Origin of the sequence: Pelagibacterium luteolum (assembly GCF_900100665.1) — a bacterium.
Lineage (GTDB): Bacteria > Pseudomonadota > Alphaproteobacteria > Rhizobiales > Devosiaceae > Pelagibacterium > Pelagibacterium luteolum.
The window spans coordinates 20,891-44,409 of the sequence record NZ_FNCS01000024.1 but is presented as its reverse complement, the minus strand read 5'-3'; the positions used below and the strand labels follow the sequence as shown (position 1 = coordinate 44,409).

Sequence of the window (23,519 nt, the reverse complement as noted above, 5' to 3'; positions counted from 1 at the left end):
TGTGACTTCGAATGTAAATGCAACGCTCCATTCGAGGGACGCTTGGCAGAGCAGTAGCCCCCGGTCAGACCGGCTGGTCAGGGTTGCAAGGGCTGACCGGGGGCGGGTTGGTGAACTTCAAATTTAGCATTTCATCGCGGAAGGCTTCTGCCGGTGTTCGATAGCTCAGGCATTTTCTCGGAGTCCCATTAATCCGGTCGCATAGCTGGCGCAGATACGTTCGCGGTAGGGACAGGATTACCGTCTCTCGAGGGAGATAGCGTCGAACTCGGCGGTTCATGTTCTCCACCGAACCCTTTTGCCAGGGCGCGGAAGGATCGCAGAACCACGCTGTCGTTCCCATGCCATCTACCAATCGACGCCAGGAAACGAACTCAAAGCCGCGATCAAACGTAAGGCTTTGACGCGCCGGCAAGGGCAGGGGGCTAAACTCTTTTATCAAGCGGTCCATAATCGGCCTGGACTGCCTGTCGTTATTGCAGAACAGAAGCGTAAATCGGCTTTTCCGTTCGATTACAGTGGCCACATTAGCTTCACCGTGCTCCCGCCGAAAAATCATCAGATCTGCTTCCCAATGCCCAAATTGCTGGCGCTGGTTGATAAGCTCAGGGCGGTGCCTAATGCTCCGATCAGGGGGGAATACGGGGCTTTGAGGCTTGCGTCCGTACCATGGGCGTCGCCTCCTGCGCCGTTCAGGGAGATATTGCGCGAGGCGTTGATGCTGACCCTCAGGAGAATAGACGTACCGGTAGATCGTTTCATGACACAGCCGCACAGTCATCCCAGGTTCAACCTTCAACCTTCCAGCAATCTGCTCTGGCGACCAGCCTTCCTTGAGCCTATTGATCACACTCATCCGCAAATCATCGCAGCGGTAAAGCTTGCCGACGCGTCTCCGTCTATCTCTGGCCATCTCGTTGGCCGCTATGGCCCAATAGCCCGTGGCTTCAGGCAATTCGCGGTCATGCCAGTAATTGCGCCTGATCTCACGGCAGATCGTAGCGCGGTCACGACCGAGGTGCCGCGCAATTTCGGACTGGCGAATTTTCTGTTCCTGCAACCTGGCTATCGTGCGGCGCTCTTGCAGGCTCAATTGTGTGAAGCTTCTGGCCAAAACATTCTCCTGAAAAAACAGGCATGATAACGCCTGCGTTGCATTTCAGAATAGAATGTGCCATGCTACATATCGGATTCGCATAATGTATCTTATGGAACTCGGTCTTTCATTTCATTGGGCCATCACGGAATGATGCCGCCTAATTGCCTCGTGCCACCGCCTGCTTTCGGTCGCAGACCATAGGCAGCGGCGCTCATCGTCCAGCCGCAGGTTCTGGCAAACATTCGTCGGGTTTTTGGTGAAGTGCTGGGGTCATGGGGCGCGGTATGGGTGATCGGTACCACCATCGTTCGGACCTGTCCGCTAACGCTGGAAGGCTGTGTAACTACAACTGCAAGGGCAACCCTTTTTTTCCCTCGAGAGCACCAGCAACGAGACCTGGCTTCGGTGTCGGGTTACTTACACGTCTCAGCCCCATACTGGGCCGTTTCGATCGCAGAAAGCGTTTGGTCATCGAGTTTCCCCACCTTGAGCACTTCACGCCTCTTTTCTTAAGGCGCTCGAAGTACTCGAGCTCGGTCCGGGAAAGATATGCCCCGACAACGCGCCCATGGCTGGTGCCATTGATCACTCCCGCTCTGATCGCTTCACCATGGTACTTGTTAAACTAGAGAGAAAATCGCTGGCGGGAACTACTGGAAAATGTGGCATTCGGGGTCCTGACGATCCTTACAAACTTAACATCGCCCAGCAATACCTCAAGCGACCAGATCCACCAGGGTGCCTATCGTTTGGGGCCACTATCGACCTCATCAGGTTGTGAGACAAAGGCAGGAAGATCGCTTTCGTCATCGTAGGGTCGCAACAGGGCATTGACCGCAGGAACCATAACGTGTGGGATCAACATGACCTCCAGGCCGACCGCACGAGCGATATTGATAAGAGTTGTCGCCCGCGCTGCAGCAACGCCCGTTTCAATATCGCGATAGCGGGGCCGTGAGATGCCAGCGCGTTCGGCGACTTGCTCCTGAGTCAGAGCCGCAGCAATCCGCGCCTGCTTGAGCTCGGCACCAATCTCGTGCAGCGCAATAGAGCCGGCAGACATTCATGTTACCTTTCAGTTGATGACTTCAAGATCTGATACGTATAGATATCTTCTGCCGAATGCTCAACGGACGTGATACGTTTGCGTACATAAGCGCGATCGCGATGATCTGTTTTAGGATCACTTGCCCAGCGCCCCGGTCAACTGAGCGCGAGCTGACGTCCTACCCTAAACACATTCTGCAAACCGCCTTTTATGGAAGTAGGAGAACTCACATGCTCTGGGTGATCGCCTCAAAGGGAACCGCATCGACACCCGTCGTGAAGTGCACTGCCTGACGGTAATCGCAATGGCGAACTTGCCGCTATGGCTCCCCACCGCCAACTCTAAAACTTAAGGACTATTCGCCCACAGAGTGAGGCTGTCTCAGACAGAGCGAAACTAGGCCCTCGACCGAACGGACGATGGCGAGGCCCTCGGCATACAGGCTTCCCACCGTGCTATTTCGTGCGGAGGCTAGCTGAACATCTCGTCTAGAGTTCGCCTCGTGGTTGGTTTACGGCGATGAAAACGGGCAGATTAAATAGTTGAGCCCAGGCATTGGCACTCACCGTTTGTATCGCCACGATATTTGTACCTTCAGTCCACCATCCGTTCCCGGTGGCAACAAGGACCTGTGGGTCAAACAGCATTGATTGCAAAACCGGCCATACGAGGAGCAGCTCATAGCAAATGAGCGGCGCGATCTGATGATCTCTAAGCACTGTAATAGGATTTTCGAGAAAACGCGCTTTTGCGCCACCTGCTGCCCAGGGATGCCACATTGAGACAGGAACTGGCATCCGTTGGCGATATATAGGCTTCCCACCATCAGAGCTCACCTGGACCATGACGTTGTCATACCCATCTTCGTCGATCACAATTGCGCCCCCATTGACCACGACGTCGGACCCTTTTAGTTCCCGAGCCCAGAGCGCCTCGGTCGTCGCAGTCCAAATGCCAAGGGCACTCTCAGGTAAAATGATTGTATTAGCCCCGCTGCGCACGGCCGCTTTCACCAATCTAATCGTCGCAAGCTGCTGTTCATAACCGGTCGTTTGAGATGCCGCAGTCGTTGAAAACCTAGTGTCTAGAGCCCGCCATCCTTCCGGGAAGTCGGCTACTGACGCGCTGGATGCTAGTGTGGTGACCGACATCGCAAACAGTGCGAAGACCGGCCATAACCTGGTAGTCATGGTCATCAAGCCAATGACCATGGCTGCGAGCCCCCACCATCCCCAGCCTGGAAAAAGGATCCCGGCGGCCGTAATAGGGTTTGCCCAGCCTAAAATGCCCAATGGCGGAACACTCATTAGCGCCGACGCCACCACGTAGCGTACGGCTCGCGACCATCCGCTCCTTGAGGACCAAAGCACAAAATAAACGCTCACAAATACAAGCGACGCGGCGATCCAGAGCGCGATCCCCATCAGCATGCTCGCACCAAAAAAGTTTGCAGCTCCAACGGGGAGGCCGCGTGATGCCGAGAGAAAATAGGCGAGCGTCACGAGTGCCGCGATAAGGCGATTGGGTGCGAAAGCCCAAAGTGTTGGAAAGACGCAACTTGCTGGCAGGGTCAGCGCAGATCCGCTCCACCCGATGGCTCCTGACACCCCGCTCGCTGCAATCAAACCAAGAGAGTACCACCACTGGTCACGGAGCAAAGGTGACCACCTCCCGCGCCAATCCGAGAACCCCCTCGGTGGGGACTGGGCCGAAGTAGCGGGAGTCGTAAGAGCCAAAAAATTCAGAATGCAGAAAAACCGTGCCCTTGGGTACTCTGCCGCCACCATACCGTCCCATGACACGCCCTCGAGCGTCGACCTCCAGAGGGGTCGAGTTCGTCAGCGCATTGCCATCGATAACAACTTGGTCGCCGACCTCGATCGACTGGCCCGGCAGAGCAGCAACGGTTTTTATCAAGGGGCCGACGTTTAACGGGCAGAGCCCATTTGCCAGATACCCCCTTTCCCGTCCTAACTGAGTTATCTCGCCCGTTGGCGGACAAACAAAAAGGCGATCTCCCACACGGACAGCTCGCACGAGCGGTTCGATTTGCCAAAGACCATAAGCGCTACTCGGACTGAAATTGAGCCGATAGTTGCCCAAGGCAAGTGTGGCCAGACCTGCTAGAAGCGATGCGCAAAGCGCGATCAGAAACGTCGTCGAACGCTTTGTCATCTTACAAGCCCCTGACCATGTACCCTCATTTTTTGTCTGCCCAGATCACGATCGTGCTCCACTCGTTTTTCATGGGCGGCAATCGTCCGGGCGGCGCGTAACACCGTCCATGCTCGGGTCAGGTTTGATCGCTCTCCCTCAGATATCCCTTCGGCCACAGCTTCGAAGTCCGGGCCCATAGGCTCGCGTGACGCAAAAGCTCGTTCGCCAAACTTTTGCTTGAGGGCGGCATTGAGGCGCGCGATCTCGCTTCTGAGCTGCTTGTCACTGAGTTCGTGCGCGATGCGGGCGTTAAGGTCGGCATTTGTCTTCGCAGCGGCGATGCGCTCAAGGACGCGTTGTGCTTCTGCCGATACCTTTGGCACATCGATGCTCTGAAGCTCCCGCGCGCGTGACAGGTCGGCTGTGAGATGGCCGATGGTCTCGTCGCGGAGCCGACAATAATTGGCGATCTCGCGGCGCAGCGCCGGGACATTGTTGAGCGCCATGTTGCGCTCAGCCTTGTCCGCGCGCGATGCGAACAGTCCCGTTTTGCCGCGCAGCGCGCCAAAGGCTTCCGGATCGCGGGTGAGCTGGTCGGCGATACTCTTTAAGGCGGCCCTGTCACTCTCAAGCGTCTTTTCTATCTTCATGGCCGCGATCGCCGCGTGCGGCGCCTCATAGACAAAGCCAAAGCGCTCCTTGAGCTCTGACCATAAAACGGTGAGCTGGGCGTCTGCGTGCAATGCGGTCTCCACGGACTGTGCGATGGTGTGGGTCCAGGTCGTCCGGCCACCCAACCAATGGCCGTCGCCGCCAGGCTGAGCAGATTTTGCCTCAGCGGTGACCTTGTGAAATCCGAAGTGCGCGACAAGAGCGCCGAGTTTCTCGCCCGCATGGGCCAACCGCTCGCGCTGTTGGGTGAGCCAGTTGGCCTGATTGCGGAGGGCCGCCGTAATCACCCTGGCCCCATCCAGCCCGCGCCGTGTGGCATAGGCGACGGCGTCAGCGTGAAGGGCGGAGCCGGCAAAGTCGCGGCTTGTCGCCTTGGCCCGCGACCGCGACAGGCTGGCAACGAGCTGGTGAAACAGGGCTGAAGGCTGCGCCGACTGTTCGGTGACCTGCGTGCGATCCTGGTGAGAGATGTCGTGCCGGGTCGCGACCCAGACATTGCGTTCGACAGTCTTGTCCTCGAACCGGTTTACCCCGCTTAAGGGATCCGTGACCGGCACCTTGACGGTCACGTCCTCTGTGCCTTTCCTCGTGAGGGTAACAGTGTCCCCTACCCTCGCCCCTGCCCTTTTGAGCGTCTCGGGCAGCGTCACGCCCCACAGCCGATGCGTCTTACCTGAGCTATCGCGCAGATCGACATACGGGGTGGGTTTTCCATCGTCACCCTCCCGGAATTTTGCCTGTCCGGTCGCAACCATCACGCCCCTGACCCCTTGGGCGTGATCAGTCCGCACGGCGCGTTTGAATTCATCGGCGCCGGCATAAAGCTGCACACCATCCCGGTGGCGGGTCAGCGCCACATAGCTCAAATGCCGGTCAAAGAGAGAAGACGCCAACACCTTGACCCGGTCGACAGTGACGCCCTGGCTTTTGTGAATGGTCGTGGCATAGCCATGATCGATCTGGGCATAAAAATGCTGTTCGATTGTGACCTGATGTGCGCCCTGCCCGTCTCCGATATCGACAGTTATCTTGCCGCGCTCGGCTGCAACCACGCGCCCCAGCATGCCGTTCTTGACGCCAAGGGAGGCCTCGTTTTGTAAAAACACCACCCTGTCGCCGGCCGCAAACTTGCGCTGACCGTTGATGGTCCGGAACGGCTCGCCCTCTGCGATCATCTCCTTCTCGCACAGCGCTTCCCGCGCCAGCGCATTGAGCTGGGCCACATCCTTGCGCATAAAGGCGAGCATCAGGGTCGGGCTATTTTGGGGATCGTAGTCGGCGACCCAATCGGCCACCATGGACGCAATCGCCTCGTCCTTTGTCGCCCTTTCGATAATGTGGCCACGTTGATGATAGGCAGAGAGAGCTTGATCCACCCTGCCCTGTGCCAGCGCCATTGAGGCGTCGCGCATCCACGCTTCGCGCTGGCGATAGATGGTCGAGAGCTCGGCAAACCCGACCTCTTCCGACAGCGCCCTGAACGCACCGCCCGCTGCGATCGGTTGCAGCTGATCGGGATCACCGACAAGGACGATCTTTGCGCCAGCGTAGGCAACAGCGGAAACGAAGTCAGCCATCTGGCGTGAAGAGACCATGCCCGCTTCATCGAGAACGAAGACGGTCCGGTTATTGAGCTTTAAGCGTCCCCGCTCCCATTGCAGCGCCCAGGAGGCGAGCGTGCGGCTTTCAATCCCCGCCTCAGTCTGCAAACCATCGGCTGCCTTGCCGGCCAACGCACCGCCGACAACACGATAGCCCGACGCTTCCCAGATTTCCCGCGCGGCGCGCATCATTGTCGTTTTGCCCGCACCAGCCCGACCAACGATCAGCGCCAAACGGGCATCACCGGTCACATGCGCTATGGCGTTGCGCTGTTCATCGGAGAGCTGAGTATGGGACGCCAGCACGTGATCGCGAACACGACCATCTGCACCGAACCCACCATGGGTTGAGAGATGGCGCGCCTGTTTGGCCATTGTCTCTTCAACCCGCACCATCGCGCGGGTGGCAAACTGGCTGGGTGTCACTTTCCCGGTATCGGGATCAACGCCCTGGGCCGCCAGCATGACCAGTTCGGAACTGGCCATGATGCGGGCAAAGAGATTTTGAAACTGCGCCCCATTATCGATCCAGCGATGGAGGTGTCTGGCGATATCGCGGTGATTAAAGACACTCTTTTCGTTTGAGATCGCATCGATGACGATCTCGGGACGCCGGGCAATGCGGGCAGCGTTTTCGCGCCGCAGCTGTTCGTGCAGCGCCATGCGGTCAAGATCGATACCGCGCCCTTCGGCTTTGGCCCTCTCGGCGATATTGCGCGTTTGCACTCCGACCTTGCCCTGCGGGGTCAGATCGATCCCCTGCGCCTCATAGGAGCGATGATCGACCCGTGCATCGATGCCGTGTTTTGCAAGATGGACATTTTGAACTGCCGCCCAGGCTTCGCGCATTTGATTGAGGACTGCCTTGTCTCCGGCCCAAAGCCCATAGACAATCTTGCCGTCTTTGCCGCGGACCCGATCTCCGTTTTGATCGACAACCGCGACCTTCTTGGCGCCAAACCCGTCATGGGTCAGCGGGCGCAAACTGGTCATGATGTGCACATGCGGGTTGGCGTCGATATCGTGATAGACCCAGTCGGCGACCATGCCGCGCGAGAGCATCTGGGCGGCAATAAAATCGCGCACCAGAGCGATGTTCTGAGCCCTCGTCAGCTCCTTGGGCAAAGCCAGAACGAACTCTTTGGCGAGCTGCGCATCGGCCCGAACCTCAAAATTCTCGAGCTTGTTCCAGAACGCTTCGGCGATCTGTGATGGGCTGCGATCCGCCATCATGGCAGTCACCCAGCCAGGCGCATCTTCGGGCATCATGAACTCGGCATAGGCGACATTTGTCTTGTTGGAAAAGTCGGCCACCTGCCCTTCACGCTCGAACGCCATTTTGGCTGCATGGCGATAGGCGGCAGCCGCCACAGCGCTGCGGCCGGCGCCGCGGCTGATGATCTGGCTTTCGAAGTGATAGATCGCCACTAGAGCCACCCCGGCGCGAAAGCGCATCCAGACTGGCAAAGACAATTTCGGGGTCCGGTCACCAAAGCCTTCCGGGCTACGTCGCGCAGCGACGTATAAGCGCGCCCTCAGATGCATTTTCCAAATGCCGGGACTATGGCTGGTCGGAAAACGACCAGCCACTTCGGGAAGCCGCAGTGGCGAAAGCGACAATCAGCGTCGATGATCTGGACCGAAATCCACACATACCGCGAAGGCGCTATGACCAGGCTTCCTCGATCAACCGAACACATCAAAAATGAGATTTCCAAGCTCCACGAACAGCTGAGACACGCCGAAGCACGTGAGGCGGAACGGCTCGGCCATCTGGCTGTCAAAGCCGGGCTTCATGAAGTGAAGGCCTCAGACCGTACACTCTTAAAAGGGCTGCGCGATCTCGCGCACCAGTTTCAATCCGGGACGGCACCGACCGCACATTCGGACAAAGCAGAGACTGGCGATGGTTGAGCGGCAGTATCGCGCTCAGCGCGCGCGCGATCGGAAACGTGATGCGCGTTCAAAAATTCAGCTCGGTGGGCTCATCGTGAAAGCGGGTCTTGGTCATGAAGATCCGGCCGTGCTGCTCGGTCTGCTCTCGGAGGGTTTTGACGCGCTTGGCCATGATGAAACACGTGCGCGATACAGGCGTCGCGGGAAAGCGATCTTTGACGATGACACGAAAAGGCTACGTGCTGATCGGGGCGATTAGCGCTCTCTTACTGGGCGCTTTTCTGACCCTGGCGAGTAACGCACCAAAGCTTGCGGCGCTCGCTCCGCACCTCTTCGCTCACCCGGGTTGGGCCCTATTGCCGGGCGCCCTGCCCCACCTTGGCACGGCGGCATTGGGTCTGATCGTCTTGTTCGGATCTAAAGGTTCGCCAAACGTCAGACGGATCGCGGGAGGTGTCATGTTGGGGACTTTAGCACCGCTGATCGTTTCGATCGTCCTTGCGCTGTGGCAGCCTGCAATCGTTCAGGCAGTCGTTCCCCCGGCACTGGTGCGTCAGGACGGCGGTGCGCGCGTCGGGATGATTATCACCCTCTTGGTTGCACTGTTGGCGCTACGCATTGTTGTCCTTGGAAATGGAGGGTTCGGGACGATCGGGCCGACCCGGTTGACAGGACGTAGGGCGGTTCACGGTGAAAGTACATGGATGAGCAAAACGGCTGCTCGTGCCTTGTTCCCGCAAACCGGCGGAATTGTAATCGGTGAAGCATCTCGGCCCGATCAAGAGCTTATCGGTGACGTCAAATTCGATCCTCGCCGCAAGCATACCTGGGGCCGGGGCGGGCGGGCGTCACTTTTGTGTTTTGACGCAAGCTTTGGGTCGACGCACGGTCTGGTCTTTGCAGGATCGGGCGGCTTTAAAACGACCTCTACCGTCATCCCCACTGCACTCAAGTTCAAGGGCACGCTTGTGGTCCTTGACCCGTCGACTGAAGTGGCGCCGATGGTCAGCGCCCACCGTCAAAAGCATGGCCAGACCGTCTTTACGCTCGATCCCAATGCGCCTCGGATTGGCTTTAATGTCCTTGATTGGATCGGCCTGAATGGCAACACGCCAGAACAGGACATTGCATCGGTCGCTGCCTGGATTATGAGCGAGCGCCCGCAATTGGCGTCTGGATCAGACGAGTTCTTTAGAACATCGGCCCAACAACTCATCACCGCTATAATCGCCTACGTTGTATTGCGGGCGCCTTCAAAAACTGACGATGACGCTCGACCAAACGAGCGCAGCTTGCGCACCGTGCGGCAGGTCCTTGCGCAGCCGGAAGAGACGCTCAAGAAGACCCTAGGTGAGTTACACGAGGAAACAACATCGCGGTTTGTCCGCGAGATTGTCGCGCCCTTTGTGAACATGACGCCACAAACGTTTTCCGGGGTTTATGGGACAGCGGCGAAGGAGACGCACTGGCTGTCTTACGAAAACTACGCTTCGCTCGTGTCTGGAAACAGTTTTAGGACCGATGAGATCGCTGATGGTGCTTGCACCGTCTTTATCAATATCGACCTGTTCACGCTTGAAAACCACCCCGGCATGGCACGGGTGATTGTCGGCGCCTTGCTCATGGCAGTCTATAATCGCAAAGGGGAAATGTCGGAACGGGCTTTGTTCGTTTTCGATGAGGCCGCGCGGCTGGGCTATATGCGCATTTTAGAAACCGCCCGCGACGCTGGACGGAAATATGGCATTACGTTAGTGATGCTGTTTCAGTCACTGGGCCAGATGCGAGAGGCGTTTGGTGGAGCTGACGCCACCAGCAAATGGTTCGAGTCCGCCTCGTGGGTGTCGTTTTCGGCGATCAACGACACTGATACGGCTCAATACATATCGAAGCGGTGCGGCACAACGACGGTGGAGGTTACGCAGATTTCCAGTACGTCGAAAGACATGGGCGCATCGCGGACACGTTCGAAACAGCTCTCCCAGCGCCCTCTCATACTGAGCCACGAAGTCACTCTCATGCGTGCCGATGAGCAGATCGTTTTCACCAGCGGAAACGCGCCCCTGCGCTGCGGCCGGGCGCTCTATTTCCGGCGCCCAGAGATGAGGGCTCTTGTCGGTGAAAATCGGTTCGCGGCCAGCGCCTCCCCCCGCAAGTGATGGACGCGATCCAAGGAAACTGGATCCTCGAGCTTAGGGGACCATCATCACCAATGTGAATCGAACCCGTGGGTACGATTCACATTTGTCGTTGGACGAACACGCGTACCGGCGCGACTCTTAGGGCCATGGAGCCACACGCATATTCATTTTACGCCGAACGTTGCGAGCCTGGGCGCAACATCGCCCGGTACTACGCTGTATCGATTGAACGCACGATGTTTGGCGATCTTTGCGTTGTGCGGCGCTGGGGACGGATCGGCGCTAGGGGTCGGATAATACGCCAATGTTTTGATCAGCCGTCTGCGGCCCTTGCTTTTTCCACCTCTCTCGCACGCAAGAAAATGGGTCGTGGATATGTCCCGCATTGAAAGCGATCTGCTCTTAGAGCGGCCATTTGACCCGCGCCGCCCAGCTTTGCGCTGTGGCGGCCCGGTAAGCCGTGCGACGTCTGCTCGCGATTGGACCCTACGCGCGACGTCTCACGCGACTGGGGAGCTTGGCCCATGGCACGGCGCTTTTTGTGCCTGCTCATGGAGATATTGAACGGCGCGATGGGCGTGAGCGGCAGCGGTAAAGATAGCACGCCTGTCATGTTTTAAAATCTTGAGCCAGGCCTGGATATATGCGGCATGGTTGATGTCGCGATGGGGGTTGAGGCCAAGATCGGCACACACAAAGGCAGCGCCGAGTTCAGCAACCAGTTCCTCGCGGGCATAGGCCTGGTCGCCCCTGCGTGTCTGGCCAAAATTTCTGTCCAGCCGGGAGCGGTGTTTGGTCCAGTGAACCAGTTCATGAGCCAGGGTTGCATAATAGGTTTCTGAAGAGCGAAAAGCCCCCCGATAGGGCACCTGGATATGGTCGGTCGCGCTGCAATAGTATGCGCGCGTGCCGCCATGGAAAACTTTAGCACCGGTTTGGCTTATAAAAGTGTCGGCATGCGCAATAGCATTATTGGAACGCCCAATTGGCTCGGTGCCAACATAGAAGTCAGTATCGAGTCCCTCTATCTGGTCGCAATTGAAAACGGTGTAGGCTTTCATAAACCCAAAGCGCTTTTCTTGCTCTGCGCCATCCTCGCCCCGCTCAGATTTGGTTATCGTATTGGCATAAACCACTGGGCTCCCCCGCTCTCCCCGACGCACATGCCCACCGAGATCCTGGGCCTGTTTAAACGTCATCCAGAAGGGGGACTGATACCCGCCCCTAATCGCCGCACTCCAGAGCATCAGCACATTGATGCCCCCATAGGACGTGCCGTTATGGCGAAGCGGACGCATGGTGGTGCTATCACGGTGTCCAACCGACCACGGCTTTTGCCATGTCAGTTGCCCTTGCTCGAGATCGGCGATGATCCGTTCAGTGACTTGTGTGTAGATATCGGGGTTCATTGGCTTGTCTCCCAGTCTTGAAATCGGTTGCGCATGCAACCGGACTAGGCCCGCGCCAATGAGCGGGGGGACGCCGTCAAGACCGCAGTCAGCGGAGGGGGATCACCCGTCCTGCACAAACAGAGTGCGGAAGGACGGGGATACCGCTGACTGCGCCCGGAGGGCTTGGTCTTGACGGAGGACGGGGACGCCAGGCCCCACTTAAAGCGGAAAACGACAGCCCGGACGGGCTGACATTTCTTCCTTCAGAAGGGATAGGGACCGATAGGCTCGTCCATCGGCCATAAAGCCAAGAAACGAGCGTGCCCTAGCTGGGCAAGACCGTGGCATGTCCGTGCTTTAGGTAGAAAACGTGGCCACGAACGGGTCGTAGCCCCCCGGATTCAATGCTCAGGTCCGGCGATCAAAGTTGAAATGGTCGTTGGGGATCACCGCGTATAGCATTTCATCGTCTTGGCCCGGATAGCGACCCAAATTGGCGTGAAACCGGGCATGCCCTGTCGTGATATTGAGAGCAAAATAGGGTTTCCCATCTCTATTGAGCCGCTCCCAAATGGCGCCGATCTCGACTTGGCGACCGCGAGGGCTTTGGGTGAAAAGTCTATAGCGTGGTGCGTTTTCGTTTTCGCTGCTGACGGGTTCTCCCACGATATCGATATCGAAAGCAATTGAAGCGATATTTCCGGTCAGGCCCTTAGCATCGATCTGAACAAAATTTGTGCGGCTGGTCATTTACACGCTCCTTTGGCTAAAGCACCAAAAGGATCAAACCGAATTCGGATGCGACACTGTGGATCTCCGAAGTGCTGGAAACGGGGCCAAAAGAGAGCTGGCAGATTTCAAGGAAGAGGTGCCTGCCTAAATGCCGTTCCCCCGCTGGCTGGTGATGCAAAGTCACCGATAATGCCAACAAAGGGATCGCTGGATTTGAGCAACACAATTACAAAGACCTCTCGTTAAGCGAGCCGTGGACGAGGTCGAAGTGAAGGTGTGGAGCCGTGGTTTTCCATCCCAGCTCCACGACGGCGCGGGTGCCCGAGATGACCGGTGACGCGCCACATGATGCAACAATCGGTCCGCGAACGCCGCGTCAGCTCTTGCTCAAAAGGATGCAGGCAAAAGTGACTGCTGCCTCATGGAAAGGCGCATACGAATTCATTCGATCAAGCACGCGTGACGACCGCAGAACAGGTGTATCTTAATCGGCCTACATTAGACTTTGGGGGAACTGGTCCGGCTTACCTAAGAAGGTTAGTGAGGAGGCGCCGCGATCGAACGACGCTGCCTATTGCCTCTGCCGCCCCATTTTATCGCAGTGCGTGGGTGGCGCATTTGCAATGTCATGCTGGAACGGAACCTAGAAAGCCCATGCGGCCACTGTTTCGGCGGGCAAGCGTGAGCGCATCGTCTTTCGGAGGTCGACCCAACATATAGTCGTCGAAACTCTCGCGATATCCTGTCAGCTCACAGCTATTGCTTGGCAACGGAATGCTCGTCGGCTGCCTCTTCCGGGATATATCCGACCGTAAAGCCGAACAGCTTTCCGATCTTCAAAAGTGTCTCCAATGTCGGGTTTGCGCGACCACTCTCGATTTCCGCAACTTGGCGCCGGCTCATGCCCAGCATGGTCCCGAATTGTTCTTGGGTCATCCCGAGTGACTTTCGGATCTCGCCCACGGCATCGGGAAAGCGCAGCGTGCCGGAGCGCGCACGTGTCGCTAGCTCCCTGCGCAGCGTGCGCGTCTCTTCCTTGGTGGGCATCTTCCAGCGTGGCATAATTTACCTTTTCACCAGCGTTGGCAAATTCACAGTCAGGCTCTTTCTGATCTCGTCGAACCTGGACAAAGCTCGACTAATGCTGGGCTCGATGTCGCGTGTTTCCGATGCAACAAGTTTGGGCACCTCATTGAGGCGCTCGCCGAATGCCACTAGCGACGCCAGCAGCTTGCCCGCACGATCTTTGTCGTTGGGATAGACAGCATCGCACACAACTTGCCAGTTCGGTAAAGTGTCGCCCCCTCTTGATTTCATGCACTCCCACCTGGTCGATCTGACAATGGTTTCGTCAGCCAGACGCATGGGCGCAAAGTCAAACACGGGCGCCAAGCGCACAGTGCCATCCGTATACTTCTCGATGGCCGTATTCCGACCATGGTTATCGGTGTTTCCCATAGCCAGATTAGCAATATCGCGTAAGACGTATTCGATGACATCGGCGTCAGGATCGGTCGAAACGCTCTTTATGACCTCAATGTAGCTCTCATGAGTCCCGACATAGCCAAATTCGGATACACCTAGAGCAGAAACGATGCTCTCCTGACCGAAACGGATCGTCCGACCGTTCACGATTTTCCGGTCAAATCTGGGCACGATTAGAACGCCCGGCGCATAAGTACCGGCTTTTTTTACGTTAAGCCCAATCTGAGCGGCAATGGAGGAATACAATCCTTCAAGTCTTAAAATGTCGCGGTCGGTCGCCTTATCGCTACGGAGCAGTTTGACGATAACGTGGTCCATCGCCTGGTCGTCGGCCACGATCGGGTCTGGATAGTAGAGCCCGTCCGCCGATTGGGTCATGGCCACCTTTGGCCACTCTCCTTGCAAGCCGCTTGATCCAGAGGCGATCATCATAAAGCGGTCAAACACCTCCATGAACCGCTCGCTTCGCTCCAGCATCTCGCCCCAAGTCACGCCCACCGGTGTCGACGAAGCGAGCCGCTGCCGCTCTTCTTGTTCTGCCTGGGCGATGCGGATATTTCCAATCGTGTTTCCGCTCGCACGCAGCAGCAGCGGCAGATCCGCGGCTCTACTGTTTTCCTCCAAACCCATCGCCAATGCCAGCTGCCTGCGAGCATGGCCCTGCGGAATGAGATCAAGCAGAAACGGAGGCCATTTTTGGGTATAACGGGATGCTAGATCGACGGGCAGACGAACTGAGAGCGCGCGTATGTCTCGGGCGGGATGTCCTTGGGAGTAATCGATCGACGCATGGTCCAAGAAATATTGCGGATCGTAGTCAAGCGTCACCGGCCCGCGATACCCTAGTGCGGGCTCATGGACAAAGAGATTGGCAGCTCTATGCCACTCATCGGCAAGGAAAATTTCGATATCCAGATTCATCTATTGCCCCCTTATACAGGCACAATAGCAATGACATCCCATTTAAACAACCCATCATAATGGGTCATAAAAGCGATGTGGGCAGATCGTAAAGCGAGAGCCCTCTCCATCGCGGGGCTGCGCATCAGTTCTGGCGCTCTATGCAGGTCCCAAAAATCGATGAGCACTCGCATCGCCTCACGAATGCTGCATAGTCCAATCCCGACGCTGGGGCAGAGTAGCTGGCACTCGCACAATCACGGTGGGTCAAAGTGCTTCTGGACGGCGGGAGACTTAACGGCCACGACGCTGGCAACGATGGGGGTTGGGAACACGGGGTCGATCCAGAAGCCATAGTTGAGATCAGCGCGACTCTAAGGGGCGAAGCGCCATGCCAAAGTCTTTTTATAATCTCGTCTGTGTGACGCTAGATTGCCTGCGCGATCATAAGTCCTTCGCTATGACATTCTTTCGTCTTCGTCCTGTCCGTAAAGATCGGAGTGCGACGTTGATCCGATCGGCATTGCTGCTGCGGTTTTGCTGGAAGAACCTAGCAACTCTGCATCTTCCAACGTTTCCACGTCAGGAAGGTCTCGCAACGTGTTGAGCCCGAAATGCTCCATGAACCGTTTGGTCGTCACGTAGGTGAACGGCGCGCCGGGCGTCGGGCTGCGCGGTCCCGCCGTAATCATGTCCTTGTCGCGCAGTGCCCCTATGATATCGCGCGACGTTTCGTACCCGAGAATTTCAGAAACGCCTGCCCTGGTTACGGGCTGGTGATAGGCGATCGTCACAAGCGCGACAAGCTCGGTTTGCGTGAAAGCCACCGTGCGCTCAGGTAAAGCCATTGATGCCTTTATAGCGTCGGCATACGCTGACCGAGTGCGCATCTGCCAGCCTCCGGCCACATTGACCAGATCGTACGGTCTACCGACAAGTTCGGCGCGAATATCATCGATGAGCAGGTCTATGCTGGCGCTACGGCCAACTATGCGGACCAGAGCCGACCGCTCGACGGGTTGGGGTGCGGCGAACAGAACAGCCTCAACGCGGTTCATCCACTCCCGCCATCTAGCCTCGGGCGGCAGATCAGCGAGTTCGGGATCAAAGGCACCGCTATGAGCGCCCTTGGCGCGTTTCGCCATGACTACAACCCGTAAATGCGGAAAGTGGGTCGGCCGCTGAGTTCGCGCACCGCACCCAACTCCTCTAGGCGTTCAAAGAGGCGCCGAGCGCCACGGGCCGAAAGCTTTGCGCTAGACCAGGACGCCGGCAGTCCATCCTCTTCAAGTAACAATTTCACAACCTGGGCCGACCCCTTAGCTCGCAGGCGTGGTGCGACTTCAAGAAGGCGCCCTGCCCGCTTGTCGAGATCAATACCCAGGTCACACGCGTCGGCCGCCGCTTGGGCGTAGGCCGTAAACACCGCCCTGCCCCAACCCGTTTCGCCCGGCCGAATTCGATTTCCCAATTTGCCAGTCCGCAATACCGGCGACAAAATCTGTCCGGCCAGCAAAGGGATCGGCACTGGCCAGTGGAATTTCTGAGCTAGCACCGCATCGGCCAACCAATACGCAAGGAGTTCGGCATCGGGTCGCGCCCTGTAGGCACTTGCTGCGAGCTCAGCGGCAATTGTCGGTGCCGACCGTTGAGAACCATACATTTCCTGAGCATTGGCGAGGACTTCGGCGAGCGCGCCATCCCATTTCAGATCAAGCAGCTCGGCGATGGAACGCACCACATCCTCGTCCAGTGTCGCTGATCGACTGGCGAGACGCCGCCATGCCAAAAGCACTTTTCCCGCAGGTCCCGGGTCAGCGCCAACTGACCGGAACACATGCGCATCGCGCAGATCGGTTTCCGCATCTGCGCGCCTGAGCAGTCGGCTTGCAGCTACGACCGATTTAAGGGCGAGCCGCATGCGCCACACGCCTGCCCAAGCCGGAGCTTCCCGCACGAGATAATCAAGAGAAATCAAGGCTGCGCCGGCGAGATAGGCAGCGTCGGCATCGGATTGTGCTTCGCTGCGTGGCCGCGCCCACGCCGGTACCCTAGGCACCACCCGCATGTCCGATATCGAGACGTCACCTAAAAAATTCATAGTCGGACGCTACCACGCCGCGGCGCTTTATAACAATAAAATTACCATAAACCGCCCTGCCTGTCGACGATGTAAAATGAATGATAATGTTGCATTATCGTTCGTTAGTTAGTAGCTTCGAATTTGACGCTCTCGTCGAGCAAATCCTCAACCATCGTGCTCCAGGGCGCTCCGCGCGTCCACAGGGCTTGGATAAAAGTGGTTTATGAGCTCTCAAGACGCAAAAACGCCGGCGCAGCTACCCTTAATCGGCCATGCCGAGGCTGTGGTGAACGCAGCGCCGGAACAAGAGACCACAGCTCCCTCCCTGCCCTCTCATATGACAGGTCTCGCCGACCGGGCTCGAGAGTATGTGGAGGCAGCGAGTTCTCCCAATACGCGCCGCGCTTACGCCTCTGATTGGAAGCACTTTGCCAGCTGGTGCAGGAGAAAAGGCTTAGACGCTCTCACTCCTGACCCGCAGGTGGTTGGGCTCTATATCACCGCGTGTGCATCAGGAGCGGTGACGAGAGATAAAAAACCCAGCTCGGTCGCGACAATTGCGCGGCGCTTATCATCACTGAGCTGGAACTATCGCCAACGCGGCCACTCTTTAGATCGTAAGGATCGCCACATAGCTACGGTGATGGCGGGAATTCGCAACACCCATGGCGCCCCTGCCCGCCAGAAGGAAGCAATCTTGCCTGAAGACCTGATTGCAATGGTTGGCACGTTAGACCCTGGGTCTTTGCGTGGGATGCGTGACCGCGCCATATTGCTTGTTGGATTTGCCGGGGGATTGCGCCGGTCTGAGATTGTGGGTCTCGATTGTGGTCGCGACCAAACGACGGACAGTCGCGGATGGATCGAAAGCTTCGACAAAGGTATCTTGGTCACCCTTAGGGGTAAGACCGGATGGCGTGAGGCCGAGATTGGCCGCGGATCCTCCAGCGCGACGTGTCCAGTGCAAGCGCTCGAAACCTGGCAGAAATTTGGGCGTGTGGCGCATGGCCCTCTGTTTCGCCGGGTCACTGGCGAGGGCAAAAAAGTCGGATCCGAGCGCCTCAATGGCCAGGAGGTTGCACGCCTTGTAAAGCGGACAGCGCTCGCGGCGGGTATTCGCGGCGATTTACCGGAAGATCGGCGTTTAAGGCTGTTTTCAGGCCATTCATTGCGCGCTGGCCTGGCGTCTTCGGCCGAGGTCGAAGAACGCCATGTACAAAAGCAGTTGGGCCACGCCTCCGCCGAGATGACGCGTCGCTACCAGCGGCGCCGGGACCGGTTCCGCGTAAATTTGACTAAAGCTGCAGGCCTTTAGGCTGAGCAAAACACAACTCACGCGCTGTTCGCTCAACGCTGCGACCAAGAACTTGGGGAATTTGGCAACCTGCTATCGGGGTCGACCGCGCGAATGACTGGGCCATTTGGTTCATTCCAATGCCATAAAGCAACGCAATGTCCACCTTGTGACACGAATGAAGGATAGACACCTCCATCATAGACAGCTGTGTTGAGGCGTTTGTAGAGCAGATATGCCCTGATCATATTCAACCCAAGCCCTCGATAGTTTAAGAGCGGCGTATATCGTTGGTACGCTTTGCGGGTTCCAGCGCCCACAAGCGTCCTCCCCTGCTGATAGCAAGTGCAAGCAATTCGGGTCTTATGCGCGCCATATAACCAGCGAGCCGCCTTCGTCAGGCATAAACGCCTGCGCGTACTGCCTCCAAATACGACAAAACCTCGGCCGATTTGCTCTCGCTCACCAAATCATAAGCTGTTTTTCCCGCCCAGCCGGGCAGTGGTTGATGCTTGAACCAGATAACAGCACGTTTCTCGTCCCCCGCCATGTCAGCGGCCAAAGTTAGGATACGCACAATCGGACTAAGAGCTAAGTCAACTTTGCGGGTCGCTGACTTGGCGCTCAGAGTGTTCCGAGCGAGTCCTGCCAGTTTGGCGAGTTCAGACTGTGTTATCCCCAGTTGTGTGGCGAGGTGGCTCGAGGATAGAAAGACGATCTCGCCGTCACCAAATCGGAAGGCTTCAACGTCTGAAACGTGGGGCTGCATATTACACTCCGGACAGCTCTTGAAGACCAAATGATCAATTTGCGCTCACGATGCGCTCAGAACAAGCTGCACGTTGTTCTCTTTCTAGACGAGTGATGCATTGAGCGTCCCCCCTATCGCGCCGAGGCTGCGCGTCGATGGCCTGCATTGGTGACCGTCGCCTCCTATACCTAAGTGCCACTCTACCAATCACGCGTCCTACTCCCCTGCCCTATCGAGGTTTGGCGAGGTTTTGGAGCAAGGACGGCGAAACCGAAATGCCAGCTTTACGATTGCCATCGGAGTGTTCAGGCCCTTGTGTCCTCGGGGGCTCCTCAGCGTCGAGCTTTGCCCTCAGCAACGCCATGATCATCGGCCACGTCGAGAATTTGTTGTCTTTGGCCCGATCCACAAGCGATCGCAAATAGCCCCCCGCAGATTTGACCGCTTCGCCTTTTTGATAGATGGCGGCCAGCGTTATTGCCGCTTCCCTCGCCCCGAGAACGGCAAGCGCTTCGGCCCAGGCACTGGTGCTAATGCCCAGCATCGGCCGCGCAAACTCAGCTGCCGCCACGAAATCGCGCCAGTTAACGATGGCGCGCCCGCCATTGAGTTCGATCAAGCCCGGGCATGCGTCTAGCACAATGCCCAAAGGCAGATCCCGCTTCGGCAGACTCTCCACCTTGCGGTCGTTCTCAACGCTGCTTGGTTCTTCTTCTTGGTTTCTAGAGCGATCTTCAGATTCTTTATGGGAGTCTGGGTTTGAATTATGTATGTGCTGCTCATTATGAGACTCATTGGCGTTCATTTTTAGAGAATTAACGAACGATTCCAATGCTTGACGCAGTTCGGCGTATAACGCCTCGAGTTCATCGCCGATTTCACCGACCAGGGTGCGGTCCGCTTGGCGTGGAAGCCGCGCCATAATCTCAACGTACCGGGTTTGCGCCGCACCCCAGTTTCCCGGCACGCCTTCATGGATGCCTGTTTCGATCGTCTTTGCAATATCACGGCGCAGGAGCGTGACCCGCTCTCGGGCGACGCGCAAGGCCCGGCGCTCAGCCCGGATATCCTCAGCCATTTGCGCAAAGGCCCTCGCCCTGGCGACAACGGGCGACAGATCAAAGCCGTAGGCCTGGTCGAGCTGTCCATCCCAACCCTTACGAGCAAAGCGTTTGCCGTTAGGACTATCGCGTCGAATAATCAGTCCGCAATGGACCAGGACGGCAAGATGGCGGCGCAATGTTGCCGGCGACATTCCATTCGATCTTGCAATCAGCTGCTCATTGGAGGGCCAGACAATCAACCCTTCTTGCGCCGACAGCACTGTTTCGGGATAAAATGATAGTAGGGCATTGAGGATCGCGAGTGAACGATCGGTCGCACCGATCTTCTCTCGTGCTTCCCTTATGTCCTGAAATGTCCGCCATTTATCGACGGGGGGCTTATCGTGAAGGCCCTCAGCGTCCATTTGAGCTGCGACATGGTCAAGCGTCATCGTCCGCCGCCCAAAGGGCGTCGTTGTATTGTGTATCCGCATCATCTTCTTTCACCGTTCAGGCAAAAGCGTCCCGGCGCGCCCTAAAGGCACCACTACACTTGACAGCGATTCGCGGATTTGCGATTCTCAGGTTGCTAGACGATGAGAAGGGCTTCCGCAGCGGTAACGTTGGGGGGCCTTTTTCTTTTGCGTTCAGTCTCCGTTTTTTGTCGATCGTGTTTTCTGAAACTGCTCATAGAGAGCGTCCAGATTTTCGGTTATCCAGCCGCCGAAGCCGGCGCCGCTTGGATCCTCAAGGGCAAGCGTTGTCTTTTTCCCAGACTGTTTGAAGGTCGCCTGGAGCGCATCATCGGGCGCTGACCATTTGTGCTCTTGTTTCGGCAGCCCTTTGCGCATTTTCCGACCGGACGTGTTGAGGAGCCCCAACAGGCTCTCAAACCGCAGGTCGCTCGACATCTGCTCAACGTCTGGATCGCTTAGAAACTGCGCTGTGACATCGCTCTTTTTGCCCACGAGCAAGGAAAGCTCGACCCATCGCTCTCGTCCGGCACTTGGCGCTGCGCCGATCTTTTCAATGACGTCACTTGGGATGCGACGAGCGACGGAAATCATCTTGGAAACGCTCGCCTCGTTCGACCCGAGCGAGGACACAATAAGATCGCGCCCATACCCCAGTTCCTCGAGCTGCTTTGCAAAGCTCGCCTTTTCGATAAAAGTCAGATTGGCGCGTGCTGAGTTTTCGTGGCCCTGCGCCTTTACGTGCGCTTCATTGGACATTTGTTTGACCACAGCGCGTACGCGCCGGCCAAGTTCTCGGGCAACTCTTACGCGCCTGTGACCAAAGACGATCATAAACCGGCCGCTCTCAGTCGGATGAGGCCGTAAAAGCACGGGCGTATTCTGACCGCCTTCTTTTATCGCTTCTCTCAGAACGACATATTCTTCCCTGTCATCGCCGATACGATCAGCAACAAACGAGCGATCGATATCTGCTGGATCGACCTCAACTATGTTCTCGCCCTCTAGGTAGGCGTCCGCCTGCCGAGCTAGGTCGCCAACAGAGCGTATCATCGACTTTGCTGCGCCGCGTGTTGGATAGGATGCTGGTCTAGCCGCCTCGTTTGGCTCATCAGCACCGACCAATCCGGCAAGTAAGTTTTTTCGTGCCATTTTCGCCTACTAGCTCTGTGCCAACCTATTGAGTTTGCGTCCAAAAACAGTGATTTTGTCAGCTGACAAGTTCACCGCCCCCATGATTTATGGATCAACCCGGTGATTTCGCTGTTCACTTGGTCCAGCGATTCAATGGCACGCTCATATGTTGAGCGGGTCATAGCGCTCTTTTCGACTTCATAGAGCGTCTGCTTTGTGATCCCCGCGTCCGAGATCGCTGTCGATTTGACCATCTGGCTTTTCAAAATAAACCCACCGAACAGGGTCTGAAGAAACCCAACCATCTGCGCTTGGGGTTGATCTGTGGGTTCATATCGCGTGATGAGGTAACGAAACCATTCGAGATTGACCTCCGCGCCCGCGCTGCGGATTGGCTCGAGGATGCCACCGAGCATCAACAAGAACTGCCCCATGGACATCACATCAAGCATCTGAGGATGGATCGTTATAAGAACGGAAGTTGCAGCGACCAGCGCCGTAATTGTGAGATAGCCCAGCTGAGGGGGGCAATCGACGATCACGACGTCATAGCGATCGTTGACCTCTTCAAGCGCGCTGGCGATACGAGTGAAAAACGACTTTCCGGCATTCGACGTTCGATCCGCCATTGCAAGCGGCGTATCGTACTCAAACTCTTGAAGTTCAAGGTTTGCAGGCACGATATCGAGCCCTGGAAAATTTGTGGGTTGGATCACCTGAGACAAGGGTACGCGCTTGGAATCGTAACGAATGGCATCATAGATCGAGCTGGCTTGATCAAATTCGGCCTGGAACCCATGCAAAGCTGACAGAGAGGCCTGCGGGTCAAGATCAAGTGCCAAAACGCGATGGCCCGTCAGGGCCAGATGCTGAGCCAAATGCGCCGCTGTCGTTGTCTTGCCCGAGCCGCCCTTGAAGTTGACGACCGTAATGATCTGGAGCTTGTCCCCTGCCCTTCTGTGCGGCACGTACATCTTGACGTCTGAGCGGCCATACCGATCGAGATACTGGCGAAGCTCAAGCATTTGATCAGCGGTATAGGTCCTGCGACCCGAAGGCGAAGTTTCTGGAACAGGCCCCTTCCCTTCGAGATGAAGTTTCTTGAGATGGCTTTGAGATACCCCAAGATAGTTGGCGACTTCACCAAGATTAAACGAACGCAAGCCTTTCTTGGCGTTCGGCGGGTATCGCTGAACGCTCAGAAGTTGCAATTTCTTCGATATCTGATCACCCTGCTCCAGGATCAGTTTTTCGAAGTGCAACAGATTTTCGGCTTCGAGCTTGGCAATCACGTTCATTCCCCGGCAGGCTCCAAATATCGGTTTTCGACCATATCTGCTGCTCCAACCGTGATTATGCCCGATTCTAGAAGGGCCACAATGATTTTTGTGTTAATGCACCGTTAATCCCAAATCCGCGGCTTGAACCGCCACCGCGTTAGAACGCGCGCTACGGTATTGATTTGACTGTCATTTTTACCGTTTTTGTCGGCTGACAAGAATGTGCGGACCGGGCAATACCTGCATGTAGTGCTCCTTGGTGATCGGCGCCTTCCCGACATATCTCAGCGAATCTACCGACCGTCCTCTGCTGCCTGTCACGTGACCTTTGGGGTTCAG

20 protein-coding genes are annotated in these 23,519 nt (G+C 56.9%); 5 read left to right on the top strand and 15 right to left on the bottom strand.

The genetic code is table 11. The features are described 5' to 3' along the window. Positions 1-64: 64 nt before the first annotated feature. The 5 genes from BLR31_RS19675 to traA form a co-directional block, all read right to left on the bottom strand. Positions 65-1,114, bottom strand: coding sequence for an IS30 family transposase (locus tag BLR31_RS19675; protein ID WP_090598647.1), 1,050 nt, complete (start codon positions 1,112-1,114; stop codon positions 65-67). Positions 1,115-1,841: 727 nt separating this feature from the next. Further along, positions 1,842-2,162: a helix-turn-helix transcriptional regulator gene (locus BLR31_RS19665; RefSeq protein WP_090599660.1), complete on the bottom strand. Its 321-nt coding sequence runs from the start codon at positions 2,160-2,162 to the stop codon at positions 1,842-1,844. 473 nt (positions 2,163-2,635) lie between these two features. Beyond that, complete coding sequence (locus BLR31_RS19660; protein WP_090599673.1) at positions 2,636-3,772, bottom strand: conjugal transfer protein TraB; 1,137 nt, start codon at positions 3,770-3,772, stop codon at positions 2,636-2,638. A gap of 22 nt (positions 3,773-3,794) precedes the next feature. Then, a complete protein-coding gene (gene traF / locus BLR31_RS19655) occupies positions 3,795-4,322 on the bottom strand; it encodes a conjugative transfer signal peptidase TraF (RefSeq protein WP_090599657.1) in 528 nt (175 codons plus the stop codon). After that, a complete protein-coding gene (traA, locus tag BLR31_RS19650; protein ID WP_244505158.1) occupies positions 4,319-8,050 on the bottom strand; it encodes a Ti-type conjugative transfer relaxase TraA in 3,732 nt (1,243 codons plus the stop codon). Before traA ends, traF begins: the two co-directional genes overlap by 4 nt. Positions 8,051-8,206: 156 nt before the next feature. Here traA and BLR31_RS19645 point away from each other — a divergent pair, with 156 nt between their 5' ends. The 4 genes from BLR31_RS19645 (at position 8,207) to BLR31_RS19630 (ending at position 11,003) form a co-directional block, all read left to right on the top strand. After that, positions 8,207-8,491, top strand: coding sequence for a TraC family protein (locus tag BLR31_RS19645; RefSeq protein ID WP_244505157.1), 285 nt, complete (start codon positions 8,207-8,209; stop codon positions 8,489-8,491). After that, on the top strand, positions 8,484-8,732 hold the full coding sequence (locus BLR31_RS19640; protein ID WP_090599655.1) for a conjugal transfer protein TraD: 249 nt from the start codon (positions 8,484-8,486) through the stop codon (positions 8,730-8,732). Before BLR31_RS19645 ends, BLR31_RS19640 begins: the two co-directional genes overlap by 8 nt. Next, positions 8,644-10,632: a Ti-type conjugative transfer system protein TraG gene (gene traG, locus BLR31_RS19635; RefSeq protein WP_342027606.1), complete on the top strand. Its 1,989-nt coding sequence runs from the start codon at positions 8,644-8,646 to the stop codon at positions 10,630-10,632. Before BLR31_RS19640 ends, traG begins: the two co-directional genes overlap by 89 nt. Positions 10,633-10,760: 128 nt before the next feature. Then, positions 10,761-11,003, top strand: a complete 243-nt coding sequence (locus tag BLR31_RS19630) for a WGR domain-containing protein (protein ID WP_090599648.1) — start codon at positions 10,761-10,763, stop codon at positions 11,001-11,003. Positions 11,004-11,114: 111 nt separating this feature from the next. Here the strand turns inward: BLR31_RS19630 and BLR31_RS19625 are convergent, their stop codons facing one another. The 6 genes from BLR31_RS19625 to BLR31_RS19600 all read right to left on the bottom strand — a co-directional run bounded on the left by BLR31_RS19625 (position 11,115) and on the right by BLR31_RS19600 (position 17,223). Next, on the bottom strand, positions 11,115-12,023 hold the full coding sequence (locus tag BLR31_RS19625; protein ID WP_090599644.1) for an ArdC family protein: 909 nt from the start codon (positions 12,021-12,023) through the stop codon (positions 11,115-11,117). Between the two features lie 390 nt (positions 12,024-12,413). Next, the gene (locus BLR31_RS19620) at positions 12,414-12,755 is read right to left on the bottom strand and encodes a DUF736 domain-containing protein (protein ID WP_090599640.1); all 342 of its coding nucleotides are present in this window, start codon (positions 12,753-12,755) and stop codon (positions 12,414-12,416) included. Positions 12,756-13,493: 738 nt separating this feature from the next. After that, entirely contained in the window at positions 13,494-13,799 is a 306-nt protein-coding gene (locus BLR31_RS19615) for a helix-turn-helix transcriptional regulator (RefSeq protein ID WP_090599637.1), read from the bottom strand. A 3-nt stretch (positions 13,800-13,802) separates the two neighbouring features. After that, positions 13,803-15,143 carry a type II toxin-antitoxin system HipA family toxin gene (locus BLR31_RS19610; protein ID WP_090599633.1) on the bottom strand — a complete coding sequence of 447 codons (1,341 nt, stop codon included), beginning with the start codon at positions 15,141-15,143 and terminating at the stop codon, positions 13,803-13,805. 437 nt (positions 15,144-15,580) lie between these two features. Next, a complete protein-coding gene (gene scpB, locus BLR31_RS19605) occupies positions 15,581-16,267 on the bottom strand; it encodes an SMC-Scp complex subunit ScpB (protein WP_090599629.1) in 687 nt (228 codons plus the stop codon). A gap of 2 nt (positions 16,268-16,269) precedes the next feature. Continuing rightward, entirely contained in the window at positions 16,270-17,223 is a 954-nt protein-coding gene (locus BLR31_RS19600) for a DUF1403 family protein (protein WP_090599625.1), read from the bottom strand. 319 nt (positions 17,224-17,542) lie between these two features. Here BLR31_RS19600 and BLR31_RS19595 point away from each other — a divergent pair, with 319 nt between their 5' ends. Then, entirely contained in the window at positions 17,543-18,520 is a 978-nt protein-coding gene (locus tag BLR31_RS19595; protein WP_244505161.1) for a tyrosine-type recombinase/integrase, read from the top strand. A gap of 376 nt (positions 18,521-18,896) precedes the next feature. On the opposite strand, the gene BLR31_RS19585 is transcribed toward BLR31_RS19595, so the two are convergent. The 4 genes from BLR31_RS19585 to repA form a co-directional block, all read right to left on the bottom strand. Continuing rightward, positions 18,897-19,268, bottom strand: coding sequence for an MbcA/ParS/Xre antitoxin family protein (locus BLR31_RS19585; RefSeq protein ID WP_090599617.1), 372 nt, complete (start codon positions 19,266-19,268; stop codon positions 18,897-18,899). A gap of 211 nt (positions 19,269-19,479) precedes the next feature. Continuing rightward, positions 19,480-20,787: a plasmid replication protein RepC gene (gene repC / locus BLR31_RS19580; protein ID WP_090599664.1), complete on the bottom strand. Its 1,308-nt coding sequence runs from the start codon at positions 20,785-20,787 to the stop codon at positions 19,480-19,482. A gap of 153 nt (positions 20,788-20,940) precedes the next feature. Continuing rightward, entirely contained in the window at positions 20,941-21,918 is a 978-nt protein-coding gene (gene repB, locus BLR31_RS19575) for a plasmid partitioning protein RepB (protein WP_090599613.1), read from the bottom strand. 71 nt (positions 21,919-21,989) lie between these two features. Further along, a complete protein-coding gene (repA, locus tag BLR31_RS19570; protein ID WP_090599609.1) occupies positions 21,990-23,198 on the bottom strand; it encodes a plasmid partitioning protein RepA in 1,209 nt (402 codons plus the stop codon). Positions 23,199-23,519: the final 321 nt, after the last annotated feature.

Coding starts and splice junctions, on each gene's coding strand:
- BLR31_RS19665 (WP_090599660.1), bottom strand. CDS start 2,162: ATGTCTGCCGGCTCTATTGCGCTGCACGAGATTGGTGCCGAGCTCAAG.
- traF (WP_090599657.1), bottom strand. CDS start 4,322: ATGACAAAGCGTTCGACGACGTTTCTGATCGCGCTTTGCGCATCGCTT.
- BLR31_RS19645 (WP_244505157.1), top strand. CDS start 8,207: ATGATCTGGACCGAAATCCACACATACCGCGAAGGCGCTATGACCAGG.
- BLR31_RS19640 (WP_090599655.1), top strand. CDS start 8,484: ATGGTTGAGCGGCAGTATCGCGCTCAGCGCGCGCGCGATCGGAAACGT.
- traG (WP_342027606.1), top strand. CDS start 8,644: ATGATGAAACACGTGCGCGATACAGGCGTCGCGGGAAAGCGATCTTTG.
- BLR31_RS19630 (WP_090599648.1), top strand. CDS start 10,761: ATGGAGCCACACGCATATTCATTTTACGCCGAACGTTGCGAGCCTGGG.
- BLR31_RS19625 (WP_090599644.1), bottom strand. CDS start 12,023: ATGAACCCCGATATCTACACACAAGTCACTGAACGGATCATCGCCGAT.
- BLR31_RS19620 (WP_090599640.1), bottom strand. CDS start 12,755: ATGACCAGCCGCACAAATTTTGTTCAGATCGATGCTAAGGGCCTGACC.
- BLR31_RS19615 (WP_090599637.1), bottom strand. CDS start 13,799: ATGCCACGCTGGAAGATGCCCACCAAGGAAGAGACGCGCACGCTGCGC.
- BLR31_RS19610 (WP_090599633.1), bottom strand. CDS start 15,143: ATGAATCTGGATATCGAAATTTTCCTTGCCGATGAGTGGCATAGAGCT.
- scpB (WP_090599629.1), bottom strand. CDS start 16,267: ATGGCGAAACGCGCCAAGGGCGCTCATAGCGGTGCCTTTGATCCCGAA.
- BLR31_RS19600 (WP_090599625.1), bottom strand. CDS start 17,223: ATGAATTTTTTAGGTGACGTCTCGATATCGGACATGCGGGTGGTGCCT.
- BLR31_RS19595 (WP_244505161.1), top strand. CDS start 17,543: ATGACAGGTCTCGCCGACCGGGCTCGAGAGTATGTGGAGGCAGCGAGT.
- BLR31_RS19585 (WP_090599617.1), bottom strand. CDS start 19,268: ATGCAGCCCCACGTTTCAGACGTTGAAGCCTTCCGATTTGGTGACGGC.
- repC (WP_090599664.1), bottom strand. CDS start 20,787: ATGCGGATACACAATACAACGACGCCCTTTGGGCGGCGGACGATGACG.
- repB (WP_090599613.1), bottom strand. CDS start 21,918: ATGGCACGAAAAAACTTACTTGCCGGATTGGTCGGTGCTGATGAGCCA.
- repA (WP_090599609.1), bottom strand. CDS start 23,198: ATGAACGTGATTGCCAAGCTCGAAGCCGAAAATCTGTTGCACTTCGAA.